The 26,342-nt window shown below is 41.1% G+C and carries 18 protein-coding genes; 12 read left to right on the top strand and 6 right to left on the bottom strand.

Annotated elements, in window-relative coordinates:
* Positions 1-17: 17 nt before the first annotated feature.
* Positions 18-2,087, top strand: a complete 2,070-nt coding sequence (locus DUT70_RS05610; RefSeq protein ID WP_113646271.1) for a glycoside hydrolase domain-containing protein — start codon at positions 18-20, stop codon at positions 2,085-2,087.
* Between the two features lie 675 nt (positions 2,088-2,762).
* Here the strand turns inward: DUT70_RS05610 and DUT70_RS05605 are convergent.
* Genes DUT70_RS05605 through DUT70_RS05585 form a run of 5 tightly spaced genes read right to left on the bottom strand, consistent with a single transcriptional unit; the run spans position 2,763 to position 9,028 of the window.
* Positions 2,763-4,157 carry a Gfo/Idh/MocA family protein gene (locus DUT70_RS05605; RefSeq protein WP_113646270.1) on the bottom strand — a complete coding sequence of 465 codons (1,395 nt, stop codon included), beginning with the start codon at positions 4,155-4,157 and terminating at the stop codon, positions 2,763-2,765.
* 47 nt (positions 4,158-4,204) lie between these two features.
* Positions 4,205-5,269 (bottom strand): dihydrodipicolinate synthase family protein, encoded by a 1,065-nt coding sequence (locus DUT70_RS05600; protein WP_113646269.1) that lies wholly within the window; start codon positions 5,267-5,269, stop codon positions 4,205-4,207.
* The gene (locus tag DUT70_RS05595) at positions 5,269-6,288 is read right to left on the bottom strand and encodes an NAD-dependent epimerase/dehydratase family protein (protein ID WP_113646268.1); all 1,020 of its coding nucleotides are present in this window, start codon (positions 6,286-6,288) and stop codon (positions 5,269-5,271) included. Before DUT70_RS05595 ends, DUT70_RS05600 begins: the two co-directional genes overlap by 1 nt.
* 7 nt (positions 6,289-6,295) lie before the next feature.
* Positions 6,296-7,525, bottom strand: coding sequence for an Nramp family divalent metal transporter (locus tag DUT70_RS05590; RefSeq protein ID WP_113646267.1), 1,230 nt, complete (start codon positions 7,523-7,525; stop codon positions 6,296-6,298).
* Between the two features lie 3 nt (positions 7,526-7,528).
* Positions 7,529-9,028: a PQQ-dependent sugar dehydrogenase gene (locus tag DUT70_RS05585; RefSeq protein ID WP_113646266.1), complete on the bottom strand. Its 1,500-nt coding sequence runs from the start codon at positions 9,026-9,028 to the stop codon at positions 7,529-7,531.
* Positions 9,029-9,269: 241 nt separating this feature from the next.
* Here DUT70_RS05585 and DUT70_RS05580 point away from each other — a divergent pair, with 241 nt between their 5' ends.
* The 6 genes from DUT70_RS05580 to DUT70_RS05555 are packed head-to-tail and all read left to right on the top strand — an operon-like array spanning position 9,270 to position 19,151.
* Positions 9,270-12,443, top strand: coding sequence for a SusC/RagA family TonB-linked outer membrane protein (locus DUT70_RS05580; protein WP_113646265.1), 3,174 nt, complete (start codon positions 9,270-9,272; stop codon positions 12,441-12,443).
* Positions 12,444-12,455: 12 nt separating this feature from the next.
* Positions 12,456-14,294 (top strand): RagB/SusD family nutrient uptake outer membrane protein, encoded by a 1,839-nt coding sequence (locus tag DUT70_RS05575; protein WP_113646590.1) that lies wholly within the window; start codon positions 12,456-12,458, stop codon positions 14,292-14,294.
* Positions 14,295-14,312: 18 nt separating this feature from the next.
* Positions 14,313-14,711, top strand: coding sequence for a hypothetical protein (locus DUT70_RS05570; protein ID WP_113646264.1), 399 nt, complete (start codon positions 14,313-14,315; stop codon positions 14,709-14,711).
* Between the two features lie 9 nt (positions 14,712-14,720).
* On the top strand, positions 14,721-15,710 hold the full coding sequence (locus DUT70_RS05565; RefSeq protein ID WP_113646263.1) for a DUF4466 family protein: 990 nt from the start codon (positions 14,721-14,723) through the stop codon (positions 15,708-15,710).
* Between the two features lies 1 nt (position 15,711).
* On the top strand, positions 15,712-18,456 hold the full coding sequence (locus tag DUT70_RS05560) for a hypothetical protein (RefSeq protein ID WP_113646262.1): 2,745 nt from the start codon (positions 15,712-15,714) through the stop codon (positions 18,454-18,456).
* Positions 18,457-18,512: 56 nt separating this feature from the next.
* Complete coding sequence (locus tag DUT70_RS05555) at positions 18,513-19,151, top strand: GntR family transcriptional regulator (RefSeq protein WP_113646261.1); 639 nt, start codon at positions 18,513-18,515, stop codon at positions 19,149-19,151.
* Between the two features lie 19 nt (positions 19,152-19,170).
* On the opposite strand, the gene DUT70_RS05550 is transcribed toward DUT70_RS05555, so the two are convergent.
* Complete coding sequence (locus DUT70_RS05550) at positions 19,171-19,968, bottom strand: SMP-30/gluconolactonase/LRE family protein (protein WP_113646260.1); 798 nt, start codon at positions 19,966-19,968, stop codon at positions 19,171-19,173.
* 141 nt (positions 19,969-20,109) lie between these two features.
* On the opposite strand from DUT70_RS05550, the gene DUT70_RS05545 reads away from it, so the two are divergent.
* Genes DUT70_RS05545 through DUT70_RS05525 form a run of 5 tightly spaced genes read left to right on the top strand, consistent with a single transcriptional unit; the run spans position 20,110 to position 26,334 of the window.
* The gene (locus tag DUT70_RS05545) at positions 20,110-21,432 is read left to right on the top strand and encodes an aspartate aminotransferase family protein (RefSeq protein WP_113646259.1); all 1,323 of its coding nucleotides are present in this window, start codon (positions 20,110-20,112) and stop codon (positions 21,430-21,432) included.
* Between the two features lie 4 nt (positions 21,433-21,436).
* Positions 21,437-22,615 carry a galactonate dehydratase gene (gene dgoD / locus DUT70_RS05540; protein ID WP_113646258.1) on the top strand — a complete coding sequence of 393 codons (1,179 nt, stop codon included), beginning with the start codon at positions 21,437-21,439 and terminating at the stop codon, positions 22,613-22,615.
* 11 nt (positions 22,616-22,626) lie between these two features.
* On the top strand, positions 22,627-23,394 hold the full coding sequence (locus DUT70_RS05535) for an SDR family NAD(P)-dependent oxidoreductase (protein WP_128353302.1): 768 nt from the start codon (positions 22,627-22,629) through the stop codon (positions 23,392-23,394).
* A gap of 5 nt (positions 23,395-23,399) precedes the next feature.
* Entirely contained in the window at positions 23,400-24,791 is a 1,392-nt protein-coding gene (locus tag DUT70_RS05530) for a hypothetical protein (RefSeq protein WP_113646256.1), read from the top strand.
* Positions 24,772-26,334, top strand: coding sequence for an SLC5 family protein (locus tag DUT70_RS05525; RefSeq protein ID WP_113646255.1), 1,563 nt, complete (start codon positions 24,772-24,774; stop codon positions 26,332-26,334). The genes DUT70_RS05530 and DUT70_RS05525 overlap by 20 nt, the downstream gene beginning before the upstream one ends.
* The last annotated feature ends 8 nt before the right edge of the window (positions 26,335-26,342 follow it).

Below are 26,342 nucleotides of genomic sequence, written 5' to 3'. Positions count from 1 at the left end.
TCTATTTTAATCAAGGTATGATCGTAAGAAAATTAAGTGTTGCAGTGCTATTGATCATTGGGTGTAGTTACGCCAGTGTAGCCCAAAAGGGAACAAAGGGAAATACAGATTTGGCCAGTTTGGTCAATGTGTTTTTAGGCACTTCTGGAGATCATGGACAGTTGTCGCCCGCTGCCAGTTACCCTTTTAGCATGCTAAGCATAGGTCCGCAAACCTATCCAAAGCTGCATGCAGGTTATGAATACGAAGCAAAGCGATTTTTAGGCTTTACACACAATCGATTTGAAGGTGTAGGATGTCAGGGAAGTGGTGGTAACCTATTGATCAAACCTTTTTTAGGCACAGATTATACCAAAGACCTGATCAAAGTATCGCAAAAAGGAAGCCCAGGCTATTACAGTGTTAATTTCAGCAATCAAATTAAAGCTGAAATGACGGTGGTAGAGAAGATGGGTTTACATCGCTATCAATTTCCTGCTGGCGAAAAAGGCTTTTTCATTGATTTGGCACATACCTTAGCCAATAAGTTTGTGGCCGAAGAACACCAGATTTCTAATAATACCGTAAGTGGATGGGTGCAGGCCAAAACCACTTGTAATGTAGGAACCTATAAAATTTACTATTATTTAGCGTTCGACGCTGGCACTGAAATCAGCAACCTAAACGCACATCAATTGATAGGGAAGTTGCCTGCCGAGCGCACCAGCGCGCAAATTAAGGTAGGCTTATCTTCGGTGAGTGAAGCCTACGCCAAAGCTTCCATTCAGCCTGTAAGTTTCGATGCATTGAAACAACAATCTCACCAAGCTTGGAACGAAGCCTTAGGCAAGATTAACGTAGCGGGCAATACAGAACGATCAAAACTATTCTACTCCTTGCTATACCGTACCTTGCAATCGCCATACAACATCTCTGAGAGCGATGGTGCTTTCCGAGCAACCGATGGGAGCCTTCAAAAAACAAGCAGTAAGCGTTATAATGGTTGGGCCATTTGGGACAATTACCGCACCCAATTGCTTTTGCTTTCTATTGCTTGGCCTACACAATATCAGGACATGGTAAGTTCTCTGGCACATCTGTATGAAGCAGGTAAAAAAGATTATGCTTCTCAAAACGAACCTAGCAATACCGTACGTACCGAACATACCATTGTGGTGTTATTGGATTCGTACAGAAAAGGTTATCCCGTAGATTTTAACAAAATTGCCGATTCGTTGATCAGCGAAGTAGATCGTCTAGATTTTTCTAAACCAGACAAGGCCTTGGAATCTAGTTATGATACTTGGGCATTGGCCGAAATATTAAACATCATTGGTAAAAAGGAACTGAGCGAAAAATATCGTCAGAAGGCTTCGGAATATAAAAAGTATTGGAATAAGGATTTTAAAGACCTTACGAAGTCGGATGTAGACAAGGTACAAGCAAGAGGACTTTATCAGGGAACCATATGGCAATACCGTTGGTTTGCACCGTTTGATAATAAAGGCCTAATCGGTTTAATGGGAGGGATGGATCAATACCTGAAACAACTCGATCAGTTTTTTGAGGAAGACAAATACAACCATGCCAACGAACCTGATTTGCAGGCGCCATCGATGTACAGCTTTACGCCACAGGCATGGAAAACTCAAGAGCTGATGCATCGTTTTGCAGTAGATACTGTGGTACAATATTACTTTAATGACAACAGTAAGGGAATTGATCCTTTTGTTGACGTGGTTTACAAAAACAGTCCCAAAGCTTATATCCGCACCATGGATGACGATGCCGGAGCAATGTCGGGATGGTTTGTGCTTACCGCTTGTGGGATCATGCCCGCATGTCCAGGATGGCCTATCTATTACCTTAACGTACCTTTATTTAGCTCGGCTACTATTCACACTCAAAAAGGAAAAGCCTTAAAAATTACGGTGAATAATTTCTCCGACAGGAATAAATACATCAAGTCGCTGAAGTTAAACGGTAAGATGTTAAACAGGAACTACCTCACCCAAGAAGAGATCAACAACGGCGGCGAATTGGTTTTCGAAGCGACTGCTACTCCTGATCCATCTTGGCCAAAGGAAACCTGGATGTCGGAGCTTTAGCATTATGAGTTATTTGAGTTCAACCTCGTAGGTTTCAAAAACCTACGAGGTTTGTTGTTTAGCTTCGTAAGTTTTTATGATTAAGTTAGTGATGATTTGCTCAAACACTCTTCGTTGTTGATCTTCTTTAGCTAAGAACACTATGAATTGGTTAGTGTTTTCATCATTTCTTCATTTTAAACGGGTGGTTTCTTACTTCATGTTGGATAGATTTTATCTTTTGTTGGGTAGCATGACGTCATTTCCTGGTGGTTTTTAACTCAATGCAGGGTAGCATGACGTCATTTCCTGGCGGTTTTTAACTAAAAGCTGGTAAGCATGACATCATTTCCTGGTGGTTTTTAACTAAAAGCTGGTAAGCATGACGTCATTTCCTGGCGGATTTTAGCTAAAAGCAGGGTAGCATGACATCATTTCCTGGTGGTTTTTTAACTAAAAGTAGGATAACATTTATATGTTGTAGGCCAGCAATTGCCTTTTGTAGGTGTAATAACCGTATAGGGTAGGTACCTATCTGCTTCAAAAAACTACGCTTAACTTAAGATTTATACTATTTCAGTAAGTTTTCTACAAAAGTTAATCTTTTTAAGGATAACAATGGAAACTACTTTAGCATCAGCACAAAAAAAGCCGCTTCAATTACTGAAGCGGCTTTGTCATGAATGTTTGTTTTGATTAGCTAGGCATTTTAATATCCATCACTTTTCCATTCTTGCGGCTTTCTTCGGCCATAAAGCCCATTAAGTGGCTTTCAATAGAATCATCGATGGTAGAAGTAAGCAGTGCAGGATTTCTTTGGCTTACTGCATTCACAAAATCTTTAACTAACAACCAGTCGCCACCACCGTGTCCATGGTCTTCGTAACCTTTTACTTCCTCAACTTTTGGAATAAATTTAGTTTCTTTTCTGGTTCTGAAATCGTTGTGTACCAATTCTTTCATGTCGCCAACCAAATCGCCCATAGCGCCCATTACCCTAGTACGACGGCCATGGTAAGAGGTAAAGGCTTCCATAGAGAAACTTGCGGTTACGCTGTCGCCAAATTGGATACTGGTTACATAATGATCAGGTTGATCGTTATCCATTTTATAAACACAGCGACCGTAATTGCTAGTTTCAAGCTTCTTTAGAATGTACTCTTTACGGTTAGGGATGTTGTCGGGAACATCTAATACCGAAAGGAAATGGGTTTGGCGTTCTGCATATTCTTTTACTGCCGAATATGGACAATCTCTCTCGACACTACAGGTTACACATTTGTCGCTACTTCCTGCAGGGGCATTTTCTTTACGGAACCATTTTAAATCGCCCATGGCCACAATTTTTTTGCTGGGTTTGTTAATTACCCATTTGATAATGTCTAAATCATGACATGATTTGGCCAAAATAATAGGGGTGGTTTCTTTAGAATTGTGCCAGTTCCCTCTCACGTAAGAGTGGGACATGTGGATGTGCTCAATGGGTTCAAAATGCTGAATACTCACAACTTCGCCAATGGCACCTTTAGCAATCAATTCCCTCATTTTTACAAAGTAAGGCGCATACCTTAATACGTGGCAAACTGCCACAATCCTGTTCTTTTTCTTGGCCAGTGCTAAAATATCCCTACATTCTTTCTCGGTAGGGGCAATGGGTTTTTCTAGTAAAATATCATAGCCCAGTTCCAAAGCCTTCATGCAAGGTGCATAATGCATGTTGTCGGGTGTAGAAATAATGATGGCGTCTGCAAATTTTGGTCTTTTAAAAACATCCTCCCAGGTGTTAAATCTATTTTCTTGAGGGATAGAATGGATTTTAGCATAGCGCTCATTACGGAAGGCAATAGGTTCCGCCACGCCCACAATCTTTAAATCTTTTGGGGTACGAGCAGCATAGTCGCCATACACCATTCCTCTATTACCAGCACCAAGGGTAATGGCAGTAACGGCTTTATCCAAGGGTTTGTGTAATGGGTTGCGGCCAATTTTATAGGTATAGGTGTTTTTGTCCACTTTAGCTAGCAGGTCGCTGGTAATTACCGTGGCACCTAAACTGAGCGTTAAAGTTTTTAAAAGGTTTCTTCTGTTCATGTTGTTTTGTTTTAGGTTGTAATTTGGGTTGTGGTACTCGCTTTCAATTAGCTGGTTTGTTGGCTTAAAAAATCTTTCACAAAACCATCATCATTTAAGTAAGGATAATCTTGATAAATGCGGTCTATTTCTTCTTTTTGTCCAGGCGAAAGGGTTTCCTTTGGATTGATACACCAAATGCCTTTAAGTAATCCTTGACGGCGTAATACTTCGTGTATACCTGGAATGCAACCATGGAAATCATGTGCAGGATCAAACAATGCGGCATTGCTGTCTGTAACGGCAATATTGTAGCTTAACAACTCATCGGCTACCCTGGCATTAGGCTGTTGTTTATGTTGCTTTATTTTTTCTACTAATTCCGCGGCTTTCTTCGTCCACACGGCCCAATGCCCTAGTAAACCACCTCTAAAGTTAATTTCCTTTTCGCCTTCGGCAGTTGGAAAGCGGTAGCTCGTCAATAGATCGTTCACAATATTGTCATCATTGCCAGTGTACATGGCTACTTCATTTCTACGACTCGAATTGGCAAGTGCTCGCATCACATCCAAGGTTTGGTACCTATTAAAAGAAGCACACTTGATCGCTTCTACATTTTCAATTTCTACAAACTTCGACCAGAAATCATAGGAGAAAATTCTGCCACCTACAGAAGGTTGTAGGTAAAAGCCAAATACAGGAATAACTTGCGCCACTGCTCTGACACGATCTAAAATGGCGTCTTCAGTCCAATCTCTTAAACCACCCATGCTCAACAACCCCATGTGGTAGCCATGTTTTATGGCTATTTCAGCTTCCTTAACGGCTTGTGCTGTTGGTCCGCAAATGCCACAAACTTTAAGGAAAGGCCTGTTGAGTTTCGCTTTTTCAATTTCTTCGCTGGCCATTTCAATCACTTTTTCAAAAAGGTTAATGGCTGGTTCCCTAATTTCAAATTGGGTAGAGTGTACAGCAATGGCAATGCCACCAGCACCTGCATTGATATAATAGCGGGTCAATAATCGTTGATGGTATTCATCCAAGCTACGGTCTTCATTTAAAGCCAAAGGGTGGGCAGGAATTACAGTCCCTTGCATTAAATGCGCTTTAAGTTCAGCAGATAATTTATTCATTAGAATTTTCCTCCTCTCTCTTGAAAATGGGTGTCTTTGTTCCAAAGTTCGCCACCGTTTAAAAGCCAGTTGGCGGTATGTTCAATAGCTTCACGAATGGTGGTGCGTGGATAACCAAACAAACGATGACATTCTGAGGCGTTATTCAGCAATGCAGTATCGGCACCCACACCTGTATAGGTTGGCTTTTTGTTTAGTAATAGGCCAAACTGCTCTGCAATCCATTTGGTCGATAGAATTTCAGGACCCGTAACATTCAGCATTTTTGCTGGCGTACTGCAATGCAAAAGCGATCTGATGGCAATTTCGTTGGCATCGCCTTGCCAAATCACATTAACGTTTTGTGTAGTCAAGTCAATTGGGCGGTCGGCATATACCGACTTTGCAATTTCTACCAGTACACCGTATCTAAAATCAACCGCATAGTTCAATCGGTAAATCAATACAGGGGTGTTGTTTTTTTTAGAAAAGTATTCGAAAATTCTTTCTCTGCCTAAACAAGATTGGGCATATTCGCCAATAGGTGATGGGGTGTATTCTTCTGATACGCCGCCTTCTTTGATGGGGACAAATGGTAGTACATTGCCCGAAGAAAAAGCAACAATCTTTGAGTTTTTGAAGTTTGAAGATACCAAGCCTGGCAGGTAAGTGTTCATGGCCCAGGTAAAATCTTCATTGCCTGTGGTGCCAAATTTGTGTCCTGCTAAATAAATGATATTAGCTACCTGAGGTAGTTTTTTCAGTTCTTCTTCGTTTAAAAGATCGCAAGCAATGGTGCTGATGCCTTCGCTTTCCAGTTCTTCTCTCAATCCACCTGATGAAAATCTGGAAACACCAATTACTTTTTTATCAATGCCTGCAGCTTTTAAGGCCCTAACCGTTAATTTGGCCATGCTAGGCCCCATTTTTCCACCAATGCCCAAGAACATGATATCTCCCTCTATTTGCTTGATGTCTTCTATTAAGCTTGGCGATGGGGCTAAGAGCGTGTCTTCAAATTCTTTTAAATTCAATTTCATTTGTTGTTTATTTTAGTAAGGTAAGTAGGTTGCTAACTGCTAGTCCTATCAATAAAAGCAAGCCCAAGGCTCCCCAAACTTTGGTGATAGGTTTGTTGACATGTTCCTTCATGATTTCCTTGTCGTTGGCGATTAAAAACATCACGACGGCGATGAAAGGAACTAAAAATATGGTGATGCTTTGCGCAAATACAATTAATTCAAGCGGTGTTTTCCCAAAACATAGTGCTATGATTGCACCGAAAATCATCACCAATGAAATAAAAACTTTTACCACTGGATGGTTAAGGTCATTTCCATACCTAAAGGTATCACCCAGCAAAGAACCTCCTAAAACAGCATTGCCAATTAATGATGAAAATGAGGCTCCAAATAAGCCGACGAAGAAAATGAGTTTCGCTCCAGCACCAAGTAAGGGTTCAAGGGCTTTGCCCATTTCAGATGCCGAATTTACTTTAATGTGTTGCGGATATAACGTGTTTGCAGCACAAATAAGGACTGCAGCGCTCATGATCCCTAGTAAAACTGTTCCAGTTTGACTGCCCAACAAGGCATTCTTGCTATTTTTTCCGTTGGAGAGTTTTCGGCCTGTTTGCACTAAGTAAGCTTGGTAAAGAGCCCCAACAATTGAAAAGCAAGAAGCGGTAAAGGCAATGACAAGTCCAAGTGAACCTTCGGGGAATTTAGGTAAAAAGCCTGCGGCTAATGCTTTTAAGGGTGGTGGCGACATTATTGCCGTGGTAAGAAATGCAATCAACATCATGATGATCAAGAACAACATTACTTTTTCGAAAATTTTATAAAATGATCGAAAAAAGAGTAGCGATATACCAATAAGATTGAAAGTAATGATCCATACTTTGGTGTCAATATGTGTAGATTCTGACAATGATAAGGCTACACCTGTGGAATTGCCAGATTGAAAGGAGATCGCTACCAGAAAAATACCAATCCCGATAATAATTGAGATTACTTTGCCATACTTTTTTCTGATTAGTGTAAGTACAGTTTCATCAGATGCTAAACCTATTCTTGTAGACATTTTGGAGAAAACCATCATGAAGAAAATAGCGACCACTACAACCCATAATAAACCAAATCCATAATCTGCGCCCATTTTCGAAGTGATGGTCATTTTGCTTGGTCCAAATACCAAGGCGGCGGTAATAATTCCAGGCCCAAGAATGGCAAGAATGTTTTTTAAGATATTCCTTTTGCTTGTAGCAGTAGATTCCATAATTTAGTTAGTTTGTTTAAGTTGTTTGGTCGTAATGGTTGAACTTTGGTTGTTGAAATGCGTGCGGATGTAATTGATGATGGCGGTAGTTTCTTCATCTTTTAAAAAAGAGAAGGCAGGCATGAGAGCGTCATATTTTACACCAGCAATGGTTTTATCTTTTAAGCCGTTACGAAGGATATTGGCCAGCGCTTTTATGTCTCCATTTACCGTGGCTGATTTTTCCAACGAAGGGAAGGTATTTGGAATACCTTTACCGTCTGCTTTGTGGCAGGAAGCACAATATGATTCATAGAGCATCTTTCCAGAAACTTCTTGCGTGCTTGTAGCTTCGGTTTTATTTGGCCTGACCACCTGTCCAACGTTTTGATCGCTGACACTTAATTTGTAGATCCTGTCATCGGTTGGTTTAGGGAAGCCCTTTTGAGGATTCCAATCTCTGTTGCTTGAACAGAAGTAGATATCGCCATTAGGCAAAGTGATTACCGAACGTAGCCTGCCTAATTGATCCTTAAATAAGGTATACTCATCAATCACCGCTTTGCCATCTTCTGATAATTTCAAAATGCGTAAGCTTTGACTTTTAAGCGTGGTTAAAATCAGGCTGTTTCTCCATTCTGGGATTTTCATACTGCCGTAGTAGGCTATTCCCGCTGGCGCAATAACTGGCGTCCATGATTGGATAGGAGTAGTAAATGATTTTGCTTTTGAACTGTCGGCTGCATTTTTGGGAGCATTTTTGCCTTCTACCAGCGGCCATCCATAATTATGTAACGGCATAATGAAGTTAATTTCGTCTTCCACGGCATCCCCATGTTCCGAAGTATAGATCATGCCATTGTCTCCTTGCGTAAGTCCCTGCATATTACGGAAACCCCAAGCATATACATAGCTGTTGGCCATGGGATTGTCTTTAGGGACGCTGCCATCTAAATTGAGGCGAAGTATTTTGCCATTTAAACGCTTTACATCTTGTGCATTCGAATCAATTGCAGCATCTCCTGTAGACCAATAAACCTTTTGATCTTTCCCTACCATAATTCTCGAGCCATTATGTCCTGTATTTCCTGGGATTTGTAAAAGCAATTTGGGTAGGCTCAGTTCTCCATCCTTATATATATAGCGGTATAAGTTGGAGAAGATTTGATCATTTACTTTAGAGGTATAAGAAAGAAATAAATATTGATCGCTTTCGCGAGCTTGGTAAAGTGCCATGCCTAATAATCCAGTAGTTCGTTGCTGGAAAACATTGGGAAGCTTTTTAATTAAGGAGACTTTGCCACTGTTTAAGTCTAGTTTTTTTATCTCCCCACGGATTTCAGAAAAAATAAGGTAATTGTTCTCTTGGTCGTATTGTAAGTCCCAAGGAACATTGAGGCTATCTGCAGCTACAGATAGCGAAAGTAGCGAGTTTTCAAGTGCTATGGTATTGATAATTTCTTCTTTTTTGCTCGTACAGGATAATGCAAGCAGTATGCAGTATATAATAGTAAGCCGCCTCATTGGTTGTTTTAGGTTGGTTGTTTTGTTTCGTTAGATTAAAGTTATAGAAAATAAATATATATACAAAAAAACATTAAAAATGTATACAAAATTTTATTGTGTGGAATATTTTTTTGTGCAAAATATTTTGTTTTTTAAAAAATCATTTCTAATTTCAATCAAAAGTATTCAATTGTTGCTTTATTATGTATACAATTTGTACCGAATAATAACCTAACAAACTATATTAACCTAAAGTACTATGAAATGTAAGTTTCTGAAGGCAAGAGGGATGCTGAAAAGCCAGTATTTCTTGTTGCTTTGCGCTATTTACCCCGCAATGAGCCACGCCAGGGGTAAGGCCTACGAAGAATTTGACAAAGGCGGACATTCTGCTTACCGCAAGGATGCGTTTTTGAAGACAAAACTGTTCCAAAGAACCGTTGTGGGTTTTGTGAAGGATGAAGAAGGAATGCCGCTTCCAGGTGTGGAAGTAAGAAACCTGAAAACTTCTGAAGTCACGGTAACCAATGGCGAAGGTAAATTTCAAATTAAGGCCTCTGAAACAGACCGCATCCAATTTAGGCTGATTGGTTTTGGTACCGTAGAAGTGGCGCCTAAAGAAGCCGCATCTGTAGTGTTAAAATCAGAAACAAGCAAGCTTAACGAAGTAGTGGTAGTGGGTTATGGGGTGCAGAAGAAAGGGAATATCATTGGTGCGGTAGCTTCTGCCAAGTTCGATGAAACGGTAAGCAGCCGCGGACTTTCCAATGCCTCCTCTGCTTTGCAGGGTTTGTTGCCAGGCTTGGCAGTTAACCAAAACTCTGGTATGGCGGGTAATAATGCTGCCGAATTAATGATCAGGGGTTTAGGTACGGTGAACAATGCTAGTCCGCTAATTGTGGTGGACGGAATGCCAGATGTAAGTTTGAACAGGGTAAACGTTAACGATATTGAGAGCGTAACGGTATTAAAAGACGCTGCTTCATCGGCAGTGTACGGTTCCCGAGCGGCTAATGGTGTGGTGTTGATCACTACTAAATCTGGTAAACGAAACTCGAAGCCAACCATTAGTTTCAATAGTAACGTATCGCTGGTGAGCCCAACCGAAAATGTAAACTTTGTAAATAACTATGCAAAGGCATTAACCGCTACGCAGGTGGCGCAATCAGCTACAACTTTGCCATCTGCATTTCAATTTAAAAATGGCACCATCGATCAATGGTTGGCCATGAGTATGATTGACCCTAAGCGTTATCCAAATACCGATTGGTGGGATGTGATTTTGAGAGATGGACTATCGCAAAACTATAACGTTGCGGTGAACGGAGGTAGCGAAAACAATAACTATTACCTGTCGGTGGGTGCGTTAGATGAGCGAGGAATCCAGATCGAAAATAACTTTAAACGCTATAATGCGGCATTCAATTTCGATACCAAAATTACGGAATCGATAAGTTCAGGGATTAGGTTTTCTGGAAACTGGTCGCAATACAAATATAACTATAGCGAAGGGATGACCGCCAATAGTGCTAACGGTTTAGATTTGTTTACGGCACCTGCGGGTATTTTACCTTACGATCCTATAACAGGTTATTATGGTGGCGCAATGGCTTATAATGAAAGCTCGCAATCTACCAATGCCTACGCCGATTACATGGTGAGAAATAGAAACAACATGAGCCAAAAGCAAGCCTATTTGAATGGTTATGTAGATTGGAAACCTATTAAAGGATTGGTAGCGCATGTAGATTATTCCTTAAATTATAACAACAGGTTTGATACCAGAGGTGACATCCCCACACAGGCTTATAACTTCCAAACCGACAGTTTTGGGCCTAGGATTTATGTAGGAGCTAACGAGCCCATTTATAATGTAGATCGTGAGAACTTCAAAACACAATTGAATGCTAAATTAAGCTACGAAAGAACTTTCGGTACATCGCATACCGTGTCGGCAATGGTAAACTATAGCGAAGAGTTTTGGAAAGATCGTTCACTGTCGGCAAGTAGAGGTAATCGTATCAATCCTTATATTTTTGAGATTGATGGTGCTCTACCCGACGTGCAAACTACAGGCGGTAACTCAGAGACGGAAGGTTTGCGTTCGTACATAGGTCGCTTATTTTACTCTTTCAAGGACAGGTATATCTTAGAAGGTACATTCAGAGCTGACGGTTCGTCGAAGTTTTTACCAGGTGATCGATATGGTTATTTCCCTGCAGGAGCATTTGGTTGGAGATTTTCGGAAGAACCTTTCATCAAGCCCTTCTTGAATAAAATAAAAATCAACTCTGCAAAATTGAGGGTGTCTTATGGTAGTTTAGGTAACAATAGTGGCGTTGGTCGTTATGAGCAACAAGAACTATTAACCGCAAGTCACTACTATTTAGATGCAGCTGCAGTAATTGGTTTAACTAACAAGAAATTTATCAATTACAATCTTACTTGGGAAAAAACGAATGTTTTTAATGTTGGTTTCGACGTGTCGATGTTTAACAACAAGCTTTTGGTGGAGTTGGATTATTATGACAGGTTAACCAAAGGGATGAATAGGCCTTCTGACTTGTCTATCCACCTTTCTGGAGCTTATGTTGCCCCGCGAAGAAATATTGGCGATATGAGCAACAAAGGTTTTGAAGCCAATGTGACTTGGAATGATAAAAAAGATGATTTCCAATATATGGTGAACCTAAATTACTCAACCAATAAAAACACCTTATTGTCGTGGAGTGAAACCTTGCCAAAAGGCTCGATGTTTATTGACATGCCTTACAACTTTGTTTATGCCTTTGAATCTATTGGCATTGCGCAAACTTGGGAAGATGTTTATAAAGCAACGCCTCAAGGCGCAGCTCCAGGTGATATCTTGATCAAAGACGTGAATGGTGATGGTAAAATTGATGCGAACGACCGCGTGGCTTATCCTGAATATCAGTTAGGCCGTCCAGGTTCCAATTATGCATTAAGAGGTTCTGCTTCGTGGAAAGGATTTGATATTGCTGTTTTATTGCAAGGAGCGTTTGGACGTAAAGAGTTTTGGATGAACAGAATCAATAGCCCGTTCTTGGGGACTACCAATCAGGCCGTTACCTACGAGCAGTTAAATCAAACTTGGAACTTAGATAACAGAGGGGCCGAATATCCAAGATTGTTGCCTAGTACTTTAGGTTCAACCAGTACCAATAACTATCTAAGTACCTTTTGGCTACAGGATTTATCTTATCTCCGTTTAAAAAATGTTCAACTAGGTTACACCTTTAGAAACAATATCATTAAAAAAGTAGGTTTCGGGAAAATCAGGGCTTATGTATCGGCCGACAACTTGGTGACCTTTACTGGGTTTAAAGGTTTAGATCCTGAGAAGAATACCTACGCTAACGATTCGTATCCCATTACAAAAACCTTTGTGTTTGGGTTAAACTTTGATTTTTAATGAATGATGGTCATGAATAAGAAAATATTATATATCCTTCTTTCCGTTTTATCAATCGCCATTTTGGGGAGTTGTAGGAAAGATCTATTGGATCAAGATGCTACGGTGTCGCCCAATACCAATACCTTTTGGCTTACAGAAGCCGATGCGCTAACCGCCCTGATGGGGAATTACAATGTGTTTAGGCCATGTTTTGATCGAGATTATCACTTTGATGGGCATGGAGATTTCCTTAAAATGTATAACGTGGGTGCAGCACCTATTAGCATCACGGTAAACAACCCAAGTGCTTACGGCAACGGCGCTGGTGCTTTGTACAGAGCATTGTATGGATCTATTGTGAACTCTAACTACGTGATTGAAAACGTTACTGCCAGATTGCTTCCCAATGCTAAAACAACTGCCTCAAAGCAAAACTTAGAGGCGATTATTGGCGAAGCTAAATTATTGAGAGGTATCGCTTATTTCCGTCTAATTTCTTTATGGGGCGATGTGCCATACATCTACAAAACACCGAAAGATCCTATTGAAGTAGATACCATTTCCAGAATGCCGATTACGAAAGTGAAGGATTCTATTTATGCTGACTTTACTTATGCGGCAGAAAAATTACCAAACAAAGGAGCTGCTATTGGTAGAGCGGGTAAACCTGCCGCTTTAGCATTCAGAGGTAAATTGCAATTGTTTTGGGGTTCGTGGAAAAAGAATGGCTGGCCAGAGTTGCAAGGCTTCCAGCAATCTGCTACCGAAGCCAGAACAGCATTTGAAGGTGCAGCTGCCGATTTCAATAGTGTAATTACTGGTTTTGGTTTGAACTTGTTCAGAGGTGGTGCGCCAGGTGAGTGGGGTGAGATGGGCAAAGCCGATGTATTGCCTAACTACTATTACATGTTTATTCCGTCAACGGGCAATCCGAATGCCGACGGGGAGATGTTGATGGTGATCACCCACGGTGGTAACGCAACCAACCAAAGTGAAGAGTACATGAGGGTTTGGACTGGCGTATCGGTTGGCCTTTCGCAAAATCAAGCCATACCGCGTTACGAATTGGCGGATAGGTACCAATCGACCATTACAGGAGATTTCTTGCCTAAAATGACACAAATGAATCCTACCGTTCCTGCTACCGGTAATGTCGCTCGTACTACGCCAAACTCTTCAGTAAATCCAGACACGTATAAAGATAGAGATTACCGAATGAAGGCTACTTTATTGTGGGACTACGAAAAGATCATGGGAATAGGAACTACCGAAGTGACCAACTATGTGCCGTTCATCTACAAAACTTGGGGAGCCACTGTTAATATTGGCGGTACCAGCTATGTCACCTTCAACGATAACGGAACTAACCTTTCAGGGTTACAATCGAGGAAATTTGTACGTAACTACGGTGGTCAAAATAGAAGCTCTGGCGATTATAACTGGCCGTTGATGCGTTTGGCGGATGTTTTCTTGATGTACGCGGAAGCTACCAATGAAGTAAACGGGCCGCAAGCAGACGCCATTGCATTGGTGAACAGAGTGAGGGCTAGGGGTAAGCTGCCTGCTTTGGCTGCTTCAAAAACGGCTTCAAGACAAGCTTTTTTCGATGCTATTGAGCAAGAGAGAATCGTAGAACTTTTCGGTGAGGGGCAAAGAACGTTTGATTTGAGAAGGTGGAGAGCTCTGGAGCGTGTTTTCGGGCCTGCTTATGGTGCCGGTAAGTGGTTTCAAGATACTTGGGGCAACAACTGGGAGCGTTTCTTCTTCAACGCTGATGAATTGACATATCAAAGATGCTATATCTATCAAATTCCTGAAAGCGAGAGGGAGCGAAACAGAAAGCTTACTCAAAATACCCCTTGGAGGTAATTACTAAACACTAAAACGATGAAAAAAATATTCATACTTCAATTCATATTAGCCTTATTCGTGATTGTTTCATGTAAAAAGGACTACCCGATAGATAAAGATGGCTTGCTCATTACCAATAGGGCCGATTGCTATGTCAGCAATTTCGAGTTGCTGGGTGCCGATTTCCAAACGGTAAGAACCAAGGCTGCGACCATTGATACGACGGCGCAAACCATTAATGTAGAGGTTCTGTACGGTACCGACCTTAAAAATCTTTACCCTCAATTTAGTTTAGTGGTTGATGCCATTTTGGACCCTAAAATTGTAGGCAAGGTTGATTTTTCTGATTTATCAAAACCTAAAGAGTGGACGGTGGTTTCGGGAAATCGCAAAGTGAGAAAAACCTATAAAGTTTATTTAACTGTTAAACAATAAGCTAAACAGATGAAAAAATTAAGTTTTAAAATATTGATGTCCTTCATGTTGTTCACCTTGTTTTTGGGCGCATGTAAGGAGGAAGAATTTCAAATCCCAACGGCATCTGATCAACTGCAAAACGATTTGATTAAAAGATCTTTGGGGCCAAATATTGTGGGCGGAACCATTGAATTTGCCTATGCTGCTGGAATTGTTCCTGAAAAAGGTAAGTTGAGCTCTATGACAGTGGAGGCCAGTATTGCTGGAGCTACTGGAACCTATATGGACAACAAGTTTTACAATACCAACAATACTGGGGTGGATGTAGGCACTGCGGTAGGTGATCCTTCCACTACTACTGGAAAGACCACTCAGGTGGTTTATACGGGTAATTTCTCTGCGGCAACACTTCGTTATTACTATAAAATTCCAGAAGAGGCGAGAGGTAAATCCATTAGCTTCACTTTTACGGCAAAGGCCAGCAATGGGGAAACCATTTCTTACCAGGCAGGTCCTTACGAAATAAGAAGCATGGATATGCAATTGGATCTTATCGCTAAAGATGGGACTGATTGTTTTATTTCTATTGCCGATATGAAGGTTTACAATGCTACATTTGCAGCCGCCAATCCTGATAAAATAGATTTGATCTATTTGTACAGAGCACTTACCAATGTCACCTATTTACATTCGTTGGTAGCGCCTACCGCAGATCCTATTTATTGGCCAACCTTTACCATGCCAACGGGTTTAAAAAACAAATCGAAAATCGTAAAAGCCTTTACCGTTCGCGATCAGCAATTGGCAAGAATCCAATACGGGGTATTTGTAGATGATGTGGATTTAAGATCAAAAGACTTTGCTGATGCGCCAGATTTTGCCATCAACGTAAAAGCTGAAGGCGGTGTTTGGGTGCAAACCGCTGATGGTAAATACAATGCTTATATTTACATCAATACCGTAAATAATACCACCAAAGAAATGAGAATTAGCGTTAAAAGATTAGCAATTAGATAGTATGCAAAATGCGATTTCGGTGAAGGTTGCCTGTCAGTGGAAGTTTTATGCAGTCTTGTTTGTGGGGCTATTTTCAAGTCATTTACTTTATAGTCAGCAGGTACAGGAGGTTAAAAAAACACCGCTTGACATCAAAAAAGTAAAGGTGAACCCAAAAAATGTTCAGGTTAGTTATAAGGGAGAAAAAGCCTTTTATGTAAAGAACAGTGCTAAAAGAGATTTGGAGGCGGTAGCAATTCCAGATGTAGAATGGACAGTGCAGGTAGCCCAACCGGGATGGTATGTGATCGAAGCCGAAACCGAACCTATTGATCTGGAGAAACTCAAAAAAGAGGATCAAACGGGGAGGCTAACGCTAAAGGCCAAATTACAAAATGCGGAGCAAAGGCCAACCTATCGAATCGTTTATGATAATTATCGTGGCGGAGCACAAGAGCTAGGCAAGTTCGAAATCAAAACTGCTAAGCAAAGCTTTAAAATTTGGTTGCCCGATAATTTGGTGCTGAAAAGATTGTTCATTAAGCCTTTTGTGGCGCCAAAACCTCCTGCCGATGCCGAAGCCTATGTGCCAAGTGTTATTCCGCCGAAAGGGCATCCTAGGTTATGGGTAAACCGAGAAACATTGCCCATTATTAGGCAGCGACTTAAAGACACCGCTCATACTGAAGCTTGGACGGCAGTAACTGCCAAAGCTAAATTGCCTTTTAAATTCGCCTTTAATAAAAATAAGGAAATTTTCTACGACGAAAAGCTAGAAAGTGCCATAGAGGCCAAAGCTTTTTATTATTTGATGACCGAAGATCAACAAGTGGGAAAAGAGGCAGTTAAGTTGACTTTGGATTATCTTTCGGTACTAGAGTTTGGAAATATTACTTATGGGGATATCACCAGGGAAGTAGGTCGTTCCATTTATACCGCCTCTTTGGTGTACGATTGGTGTTATGGTATCATGAATATGGATAACCGAAAGCAACTGCGAGGCGATTTAATGCGTTTGGCTACCGATATGGAAATGGGCTGGCCACCTTTTTACGGTATTGAAAGTATTGTGAATGGACATGGTAACGAAGCACAGATTTGTAGAGATATGCTTTCGATGAGCATTGCCATTTATGATGAAGACCCACTTCCGTATAAATACACTTCCTATTGGGTGCTAGATCAATTGGTGCCCATGCGCAAGTTCGAATACCAATCGCCAAGGCACAACCAAGGTATTGATTATGGTGGTTATCGATTTGGTTGGGAAATGCATGCCGCATGGTTGTATTACCGAATGTTGGGTTATCCCGTATTTGATGATAATATTAAGAATTTACCTTACTACTGGTTGTACATGCGTACGCCAGATGGTAAAATGATGCGTGACGGCGATATGTTTAATGTGAAGTACGGCAAAAGCGAAAACTTTTACTGGAAAAATCCACAAACCATGCTGCTGTGCTATGCTTATTCGGGCAATGGACTAATCAAAGGTGAATTTGTGAAGCAAGGCGGACTTAAAGATAATCCAGTGTTGTTTTTATTATTGGATGACCCTAAGCTAAAACCTGATTTTAATTTGAGCCAATTGCCATTGACTAAAGATTTTGGTTCAGTACTAAATAGTATGGTGGCAAGAACGGGATGGGAAGAAGGAAAAGCCAGTGGAAACGTGGTGGTAGAATTAAAAGGAGGTGGTTTTCATTTTGGAAACCATCAACATGCCGATGCGGGTGCATTGCAGATTTATCATCGTGGAATTCAGGTGGGGGATTTGGGCTTGTATCTTTCTTACGGTTCTCCTTACGATTTCAATTTCAACAAAAGGTCGGTTTCGCACAGTATGATATTGGTTCGCGACCCTAAAGAACCTTTGCTGTTTAGAACAAAAACCAACGACGGCGGTACCCGTTTTAGTCAGCGTTTCCCGAGAAACGTTAAAGAAGTATTGAATGATGCTTGGTTCCAAACAGGTTTTGTCAGGTCATCGGCCATAGGCTCAGATCCAATTAATCCATCATTTAGCTATTTTAATATAGACATTACGGCGGCCTATTCCGAAAAAGTTTCGGCTTATACCAAGTCAATGCTGTTTCTGAATTTAAAGCGTGCAGATGTGCCAGCAGTGGTGGTGCTTTTAGATCACATTGTTTCGCAAAATGCGGCCATGAAAAAGTATTGGCAAATCAACACCTTAAACAAACCGACTTTTGAAGAAGGTAAATTTGTGCTGAACAGCGAACTGGACGGTAAACAAGCGATCACTTACGTAGAGATGTTGAAGCCAAAACAAACGGATAGGGTAGTGAATGTATTGTCTGGCGATTCGAGCACTAAAGTTTTTGAGGATTATTATACTGTGAAATCAGTTTGGCCGGAAGCAAAAGGCAGCAGGATTATGGTGAGCCCTAAAAATGACGAAAAGCTAGCTGAATTTGCAACCGTGTTTCAGATGACTGAAAAAGGCGCAAAACAATTAGCAGTAGAATTTGTGGAAAAATCTAACTATTTTACGTTAAAGATAGCCGATAAAATCATTGTATTGGCTAAACCAAATGCGTATTTAAGTGAAGATATAGAAGTAGAAGTGCCTAAAGACAAAGCTTATGAGGTAATTTGTGTAGGATTAAATACGGGATTTTGGAGTATTAAGGATTTAAATAAAGGAAAAACCATTGTTAAAAATGTACTTAAAGATCAGAATGCAGTGTCGTGGAATGCTGAAGCTGGAAGATATCAACTATCTCCAAAGCGAACAGACTAGGACAAGTTTTTGAAAATAAAATTGTATTCTTATTTTTGGGGAAAAATGTATGCAAAATGAAAGAAGATTCGTTAGCCTATAAGGTGTATTTAGAGGTAAGAAAAAAGATTCTTTCTAGTCAATTAGCAGGCGGCTCTCGATTAGTAGAAAATTTTTGGGCAGAAAAAATGTCCGTCAGTCGAGTAGCTGTGAGAGAGGCCTTTATGAGGCTGGCTGGAGAGAGTTTAGTAGAGTTCGGCGAAAAAGGTGGTTGCTTTGTAAAAGGCATGACCATTGACGATGTGAAAGAGATCAGGGAGTTGAGGGAAATCTTGGAAATAGGTGCCCTTAAAATCTTATTTGCCAAGAAAAATAAAGCAATTGCGAAAGAATTGGCACTTATCTGTGATGATTTTGAAGCAATGGTAGCTAAAGGTTATTATGGTGGTGCTTGTGAAGCGGATGTGAAATTCCACGAAAAAATGATTGAAGGTACAGGTAATGCCCGTTTAATTGCCATGTATAAAAATAGCAATATCCCCTTGTTTCACATGAGGCTAGGGGTGGTGATGGATCAAATGGAAGACTATCAGGATACTGATAAAGAACATCGCGCTATTGTAGAAGGTTTAGCTACAGATAACTGGCAATTGGCCCATTCTTCGCTGTTAAGGCAATTAGATAGAGGGGAGCAAGAAGCATTAGAGTTGGTATGAAATTAAATAAAAAAGGGACTTACAAAGTCCCTTTTTTATTTAACGGATAGTTGATCAGTAGTCCTTTTTCGGCCTCGGTAATCATTAATCCCTGCGCTCCTTTAGGATCTATGGCACAGTTGGTTGGATTATTGCCTTCGGTTTCAAAACCATCAATTTCTTGGCCATTTTTATTCCAAACCTTTACTTGTCCACTTCCGTAAACTGCTACATATAAGTTTTCTTCTTCATCAAAAGCAATCCCGTCAGGGCCAATGCTACCGCCCGTTTCCGCGAATAACCTTTGTTGGCTTAAAGTTCTTGTTTCAGCGTTCCAGTCAAAAGTCCATATCTTTTGCGTACCTGTTTCAGCTATGTATAATTTTGTTTCTTCTTTATTGAAAGCTAGTCCGTTGGGGTAAAACATTCCTGCGGTTATTTTCTTTACGCCCATTACTAAGTCGTAGTGGCAAACGTAACCTGTTCCATCGTTGAGTTCGCTTCCTGGGCAGGTGAAAAACAAGTTGCCTTTGCTGTCAAAGGTCAAATCATTCGGCATTTTAAGTTTTTGACCTTCAATTTGTTCAATAACAGTTTCGGTGGTACCATTGTTAGGGTTAAAAGCTCTAATGCTGTTTTGAAACGAGTCGCAAAACCAGAGTGTATTGTTTTTGTCTACAGCTATTCCATTAGGAGCGCCGCCAACATTATGTCGTTGGTGAACCTTGCCATCTGTTGAGACTAAATTGCCTGCGTCTTTTTCTACCAACCACAATATCCCGTTTCTATCAAAACATGGGCCTTCTGGAAAATCCAGTTGCGTCAAAAGTATTTTCATAAAAATTTAAAATATATTTTAAATGTATACATAAAAATTATAATTTAGTATACATAATAAAGGTAATTATAGAATACATATTTCTCCCTTTGTTAAACATGGAACAAGTGTTTGTATTATAATAATAAGGAATATCATTTTATGCAAGAAAATTTAAAGTCTGCGGAGATTTTGCAGCGTAACGAACGTTGGATACCTGGAGGGGTAGTATCGTTAAACAGGAAAACGGCACCTAATATTTGCTTTGTGAAAGGCCAAGGTAGCCGAGTGTTTGATGCAGACGGAAATGAATACATCGACTATCAGGCAGGTTTCGCGGCTTCCTTTTTGGGACATAATGATGCGGACATCAATGCGGCAGTGTCTAAAACGCTATCAGAGCAACAGGTACTGATGGGGGCGGGTCCAACCTTGTTAGAAGGAGATTTTGCCAAGCTTTTTTGCGAAAGCGTACCGAATGCCGAAAGCATTCAGATCACGACTACAGGTTCAGAAGCGACTTATCATGCCATCAGAATAGCCAGAGCAGTAACCAAGCGCAACCATATTATTGTCATGCAGGGCGGTTATAACGGCTGGCATAATGATGTGGCCTGTAATGTGATCAGTGCTTTGCAAGATGCAGGCGAATACACCAATAAAGGCGAATACAAATTTGATTCTCTAAGTGCGGGTGTGCCTCAAGACCACAGTAAGTTGGTACATGTGGTGAACTACAATGATTTGGATAGCGTGGCCTATGTGATGCAAAAATATGAGGTAGCTTGTATATTATTGGAGCCTTTGTTGCAAAACATTGGTGTGGTAAAACCAGTAGCTGGCTATTTAGAAGGTTTGAGGAAACTAGCAGATGAAAACGGTAGCTTGTTGATTTTTGACGAAGTAAAAACAGGTTTTAGGCATGCTTTAGGCGGTTACCAATCTATTTGTGGGGTTAAACCAGACCTTTCGACCTTTGGAAAAGCGGTTGCTAACGGCTATCCTTTGGGTGTAATTGCAGGTAAAAAGAAATACATGGACTACTTTGTGCATCCAGAAAAAGAGCACAGGGTATTAATTGCGGGTACTTATAATGCTTTTCCTTTAACTACCGCCGCTGCCATCGCTACTTTGGAGAAATTAAAATCTCCTCATTATAAGGTATATGAGCATTTAGAGCATTTGGGAACCACTTTAGAAAAGGGTTATCGTGAAATATTTTCTAAATTAGACAAGCCAGTTTACATAGCCAGACAAGGGTCGGCCTTTTGTGTTTATTTTATGGAACACGAGCCGCTAAACTATCATGATGTGTTGTTGAACCACGACTTTGAATTTGATACGACTTATCGTAAAAAATTGATACAGCATGGCGTTTTTAATTTCCCTGCGCCAATAAAACAAGGCAGCATCTCCTTTGCACATACCTTGAAAGACATCGAACAAACTTTGGATATTACCGAGAAGGTGTTAAAATTGATATAATTTTATGAAGATTACCGCCATTGAAACTTACGTGTGTAATGCACGCATGAGGAATTGGATTTTTGTCAAAGTAGTGACCGATCAGCCTGGTTTATGGGGTTGGGGCGAAGCTACTTTAGAATGGCATACACAGAGTGTAGTAGGTGCCATCAAAGATATTTCGCAATTATTGGTTGGCGAAGACCCAAGAAGAATTGAGCATTTATGGCAAATGATGTACCGTCAGCACTTTTGGCACGGCAACGGCATTGTGCGTGGTACCGCCATTAGTGGAATTGATATTGCCCTTTGGGATATTTTAGGTAAGGTGCACGGTGTGCCTTGTCATGAGCTTTGGGGAGGAAGAGTTCGTGATTATATCCGTTTATACTGTCACTTAGGTGGTGGTAAAATGGAAGATTTTTACGAAACCGCTCCTGGTGATGCCAATCGCTTTGCGGAACTGGCATTAAAAGCAGTAGATGAAGGTTTTACAGCTTTTAAATCAATGGCAGTGCCCGAAACCATGCCGCTAGAAGGTTTGCGCCCAGTGAAATACGCCGAAGCTTGCGTAAAAGCCATGCGTGAAGCCGTAGGCGATGATATTGACATCATGGTGGATTGCCATGCCCGTCCTAGTCCTCGAATGGGAATGTTGTTTGCCAAAGCTTTGGAACCTTACGGATTGTATTTTTTTGAAGAACCTTGCTGGCCTGAAACCATGGATGATATTGCCTTGATCCAAAGAGCTGTACAAACCCCTATTGCCTCTGGCGAACGTTTAGTGGGCGTGCATGCCTTTAGAGAATTGCTGGAAAAACGTGCAGTAAGTGTCATCCAGCCAGATATTACGCATTGCGGTGGTTTATCTGAAGCTCGTAAAATTGCGGCTTTGGCCGAAGCTTACCGTGTATCGATGGCACCTCATAATCCACAAGGACCTGTAAGTACTGCCGCTTCCATTGAATTGGGTTTTGCTACCCCTTCGTATATCATTTGCGAAAGTGTACATAAAGATGTGGAATGGCGAGAAGATGTGGTGTCCGAAGGTTTTACCGTACAAAAAGAAGGTAGAATTGTGTTGCCAAACGCTCGTCCAGGATTGGGGATCGAAATCAATGAAGAAGAAGTTAAAAAACATCCTTTCCAACAAGAAGTACTGCAAAGAACCTTTTATAAGGATGGCAGTGTAGGCGATTGGTAAATCAACGAAATATGCACGAATTTAAGGATCAAGTCATTGTCGTTAGTGGCGCATTAGGAGATATCGGTATTGCCATCGCTACTGCTTATTTAGCAAAAGGAGCCACTGTGGTCATGAGCGATGTATTGCCCGAGAGCGAAGTCGCAGAAAAGCTACTCGCATTAACGCCTTATCAAGACCATTTTGAATATAAGCATTTGGATGTGGCTGATGACCAACAAGTGGCTGCTTGGGTGCAGGCGGTGGTAGCAAAATATGGTAAAATCAATCACTGTATTTCCAATGCGGCAAGAGTTACCATTAAAGACTTTAAACATTTAACCCCGCAAGAATGGCGAAACGAGATGAATGTGAACCTAGATGGTGCCTATTATTTTGCCAATTTTGCAGTATCACAAATGGTCGCTTCGGCTACCAAAGGTAGTGTGGTGTTTTTGGGCAGTTGGGCAGCACATGCGGTGCATCAAAGTTTACCTGCCTATAGCGTGTCAAAAGCGGCAATACGTATGTTGACACAAACGATGGCTTTGGAGTATGCCTCCAACGGGATTAGGGTGAACGAATTGGCACCAGGTTATGTAAATGCTGGTTTAAGCAAAACGGTTTGGGCGCAATTGCCAGAACAAAAACAGCTTGCTACCGAAAAGGTGCCTTTGGGTAAAATTATGGAGGCCGACGAAGTGGCGGCGCAAGTGTTGTGGCTTACCTCTAACCAGTGCCAACATGTTACGGGCGCAACCTTTTTAATGGATGGTGGACTTTCACTACTTAGACCTTAAGGACAATGGAAAACACGAACCTACCCACTGATGCCCATGGAGCCTTTGAGTTGAGCTTTGGTTTGGCACAAGCAGATATTACGCCACCATTGGAAATTTATGCTAGGAACTGGGGTGCTGCAAAAAGTGATACGGCTACAGGCTTGCATCAACCGCTATACCTTTCATGTTTGATAACTTACAGCAAAAATGGACAAAAAGGAGTAGTGCTCACGGCCGATTTGGGCTGGTGGAAAGACAATAACGACGAACGAAATTTAAGAGCAGCCATTTTGGAAACCTGTGGACTGCAAGAAGAACAATTGTTGCTCTGTTTATCGCATACCCATGCTGGTCCCAGTATTTGCACCAATGATAAAAACCAAATAGGAGGGGAGTACATTGCGCCTTACCTCGATTTTTTAAAAGATACGGCAATTTCCATTATCCAACAGGCAGAAGCGAACAGAATGGAGGGAATGCTCACTTGGGCTTATGGCTGCTGCGATTTGGCTACTAAACGTGATTTAAACCATGAAGGACAGTTTCTGATTGGTTATGATCCTAGCCAAAAAGCAGACCAAACCCTATTGGTAGGGCAATTGCGAAATGTAGAAGGCAAATTGAAAGCCTTGATTTGCAACTACGCTTGTCATCCTACTACTTTTGCGCATGAAAACTCCTTGCTTTCTCCCGATTATGTTGGTGCCATGCGTCAATTGATACACGATGCTTTGCAGGTACCTTGTCTCTTTTTGCAAGGTGCCTCAGGTGATTTGGCTCCCAAAAAACAATACGTGAAAGATCCAGCCATTGTAGAAGCGAATGGTAGGAAATTAGGTTACGCCATCTTATCTACCCTCGAAAACAGTTCTGCTATAGATGAACAATGGACTTTCGATCAAGCTTTGCAGTCGGGAGCACCATTAGCGCTATTTGCAGAAAAAAAGATTAAACCTAGCAGCGTTTTTAAGCAGTTGAAAATAAAAGTAACCGTGCCTTACAAAAAGCTGCCATCGGTTGCTGAAATCACGGCCGAATTTGAAGCTTGCGAAGACAGGGTCATGAAAGACCGCTTGTGGCGCAAGTTGAATACCCGAAAATCCATCGGCAACCAAACTCATGCGCAAATTCCAGTTTGGATTTGGCAATTTGGAGATGCTTTTTTGATAGCCCAGCCTAATGAAGTGTATGCTGTTTTCCAAGAACAGATCAGGGCACATTTTCCAGAGCGATTCATTGCTGTGGTCAATATCGCCAATGGCTATTTAGGTTACTTGCCGCCTCAAGATTTATATCAGAACGATATGTATGCCGTGTGGCAAACTCCTTTCGAAAAAGGAAGCTTAGAAATACTCATCAACACCACCATTGCTAACCTTGAAAAGCTCATAGCCGATGAAATTAGAGTTAATTGATATTGCCATTTTCGCCATTTATATCATTGGCATTGTTGCTTTAGGCTTGTATGCCTCTAAACAAAGCTCCAAATCAAAAAGAGATTATTTCTTAGCAGGTGATAAATTGCCTTGGTGGATGATTGGCGGAAGCATCATTGCCGCCAATATCAGCAGTCATCATTTGGTAGGTGCTATGGGTGCGGCTTATAGCAAAGGCTTTGTGGCCATTACCCTCGAATGGGGAGCTATTTTGATCGGTTTTAATGCCCTGCTATGGATATTCCTGCCTTTTTATATCAGGAATGGCTTTTATACCGTTCCCGAATATTTGGAAAAGCGCTTTGGAGGAGCTACCAGAGTGTTGTATGCCATCCTTATTTTATTTACCTACATTTTTGTAGAGATTGGTGCCGTCCTCTATTTAGGTGGTTTAACACTTCATGCCCTTTTTGATATCCCCATTTTTTACAGCATTATTGGAATGGCCGTGCTCACAGGTTTGTATACTGTGTTAGGCGGGCTTAAAGCGGTAATTTGGACGGAAATGGTGCAGTTGGGCGTACTGGTTTTGGGAGGTTTAGTACTTACTTTTGCCACCATCAATAAAGCAGGTGGTTTTGATGCCATTATAGAATCATCTAAAAACTGGAAAATGTTTTATCCAGCAGATGATCCCGACTTCCCATGGACCATGTATCTAGGCGGTTTGCTGTGTATCAGTGTGTTTTATTGTGCCACCAATCAATTTATTGTGCAACGGGTACTGGCGGCTAAAAACGAATGGCATGGCCGTATGGGTGTTATTTTTGGTGACTATTTAAAGTTTTTTGTGCCATTGATCATTACCATTCCTGCCTTGGTAGCCCCTGCCTTTTTACCTTCTTTGGCACAACCAGATTTACTTTTCTCTACTTTGGTAGAAACACTATTACCCAAAGGATTAATTGGTTTAGTGATGGCGGGACTTATTTCGGCCATCATGTCGCACATTTCGGGAGCCATTAACTCCTGCACCACCATCTTAACCGTTGATGTATACAACCAATTCATCAATAAAAATGCAACCGACGAGCAAGCCATCAGGTTTGGTAAAATGTCGGGCGTAGCCATTATTGTGTTGGGCATAGGTAGCGCCGTATTGTTGCTGAGCTATTCTAACAAACCAATTTTTCTGTATCTAATGAATTTGTACGGCTTATTTACCCCAGGCATTGCCACCATGTTTTTAATGGGCGTGTTTTGGAAACGTACCACTTCGCAAGGTGCTTTAGCGGCAGGTTTGTTGACCATTCCCTTGTCGCTAATCATGGAGTTTCTGTTGCCTGATATGCCTTTCTTTAACCGTACGGGTATTGTATTTTGGAGCTGTATGTTGGTTTGTGCAGGTGTAAGCTTGTTGTACAAACCTAAATCGGCTTTGCAGTTGGAAGGCTTGGTATTAAATTATAATGGCAAAGGTGCGCTTGTTCCTTTCGAACGCTATAAAGGATTTAAAAATCCAACTCTTTGGTGGGCTATTGTTACCATTGCGGTACTCTATTTTTATGTAAGATATTTTTAAAAAGAGGA

Source organism: Pedobacter chitinilyticus, assembly GCF_003313385.1.
In the GTDB taxonomy this organism is placed as follows: Bacteria; Bacteroidota; Bacteroidia; order Sphingobacteriales; family Sphingobacteriaceae; genus Pedobacter; species Pedobacter chitinilyticus.
Note: the sequence above shows the minus strand (reverse complement) of the source record. Positions and strands in the feature narration are given on the sequence as shown.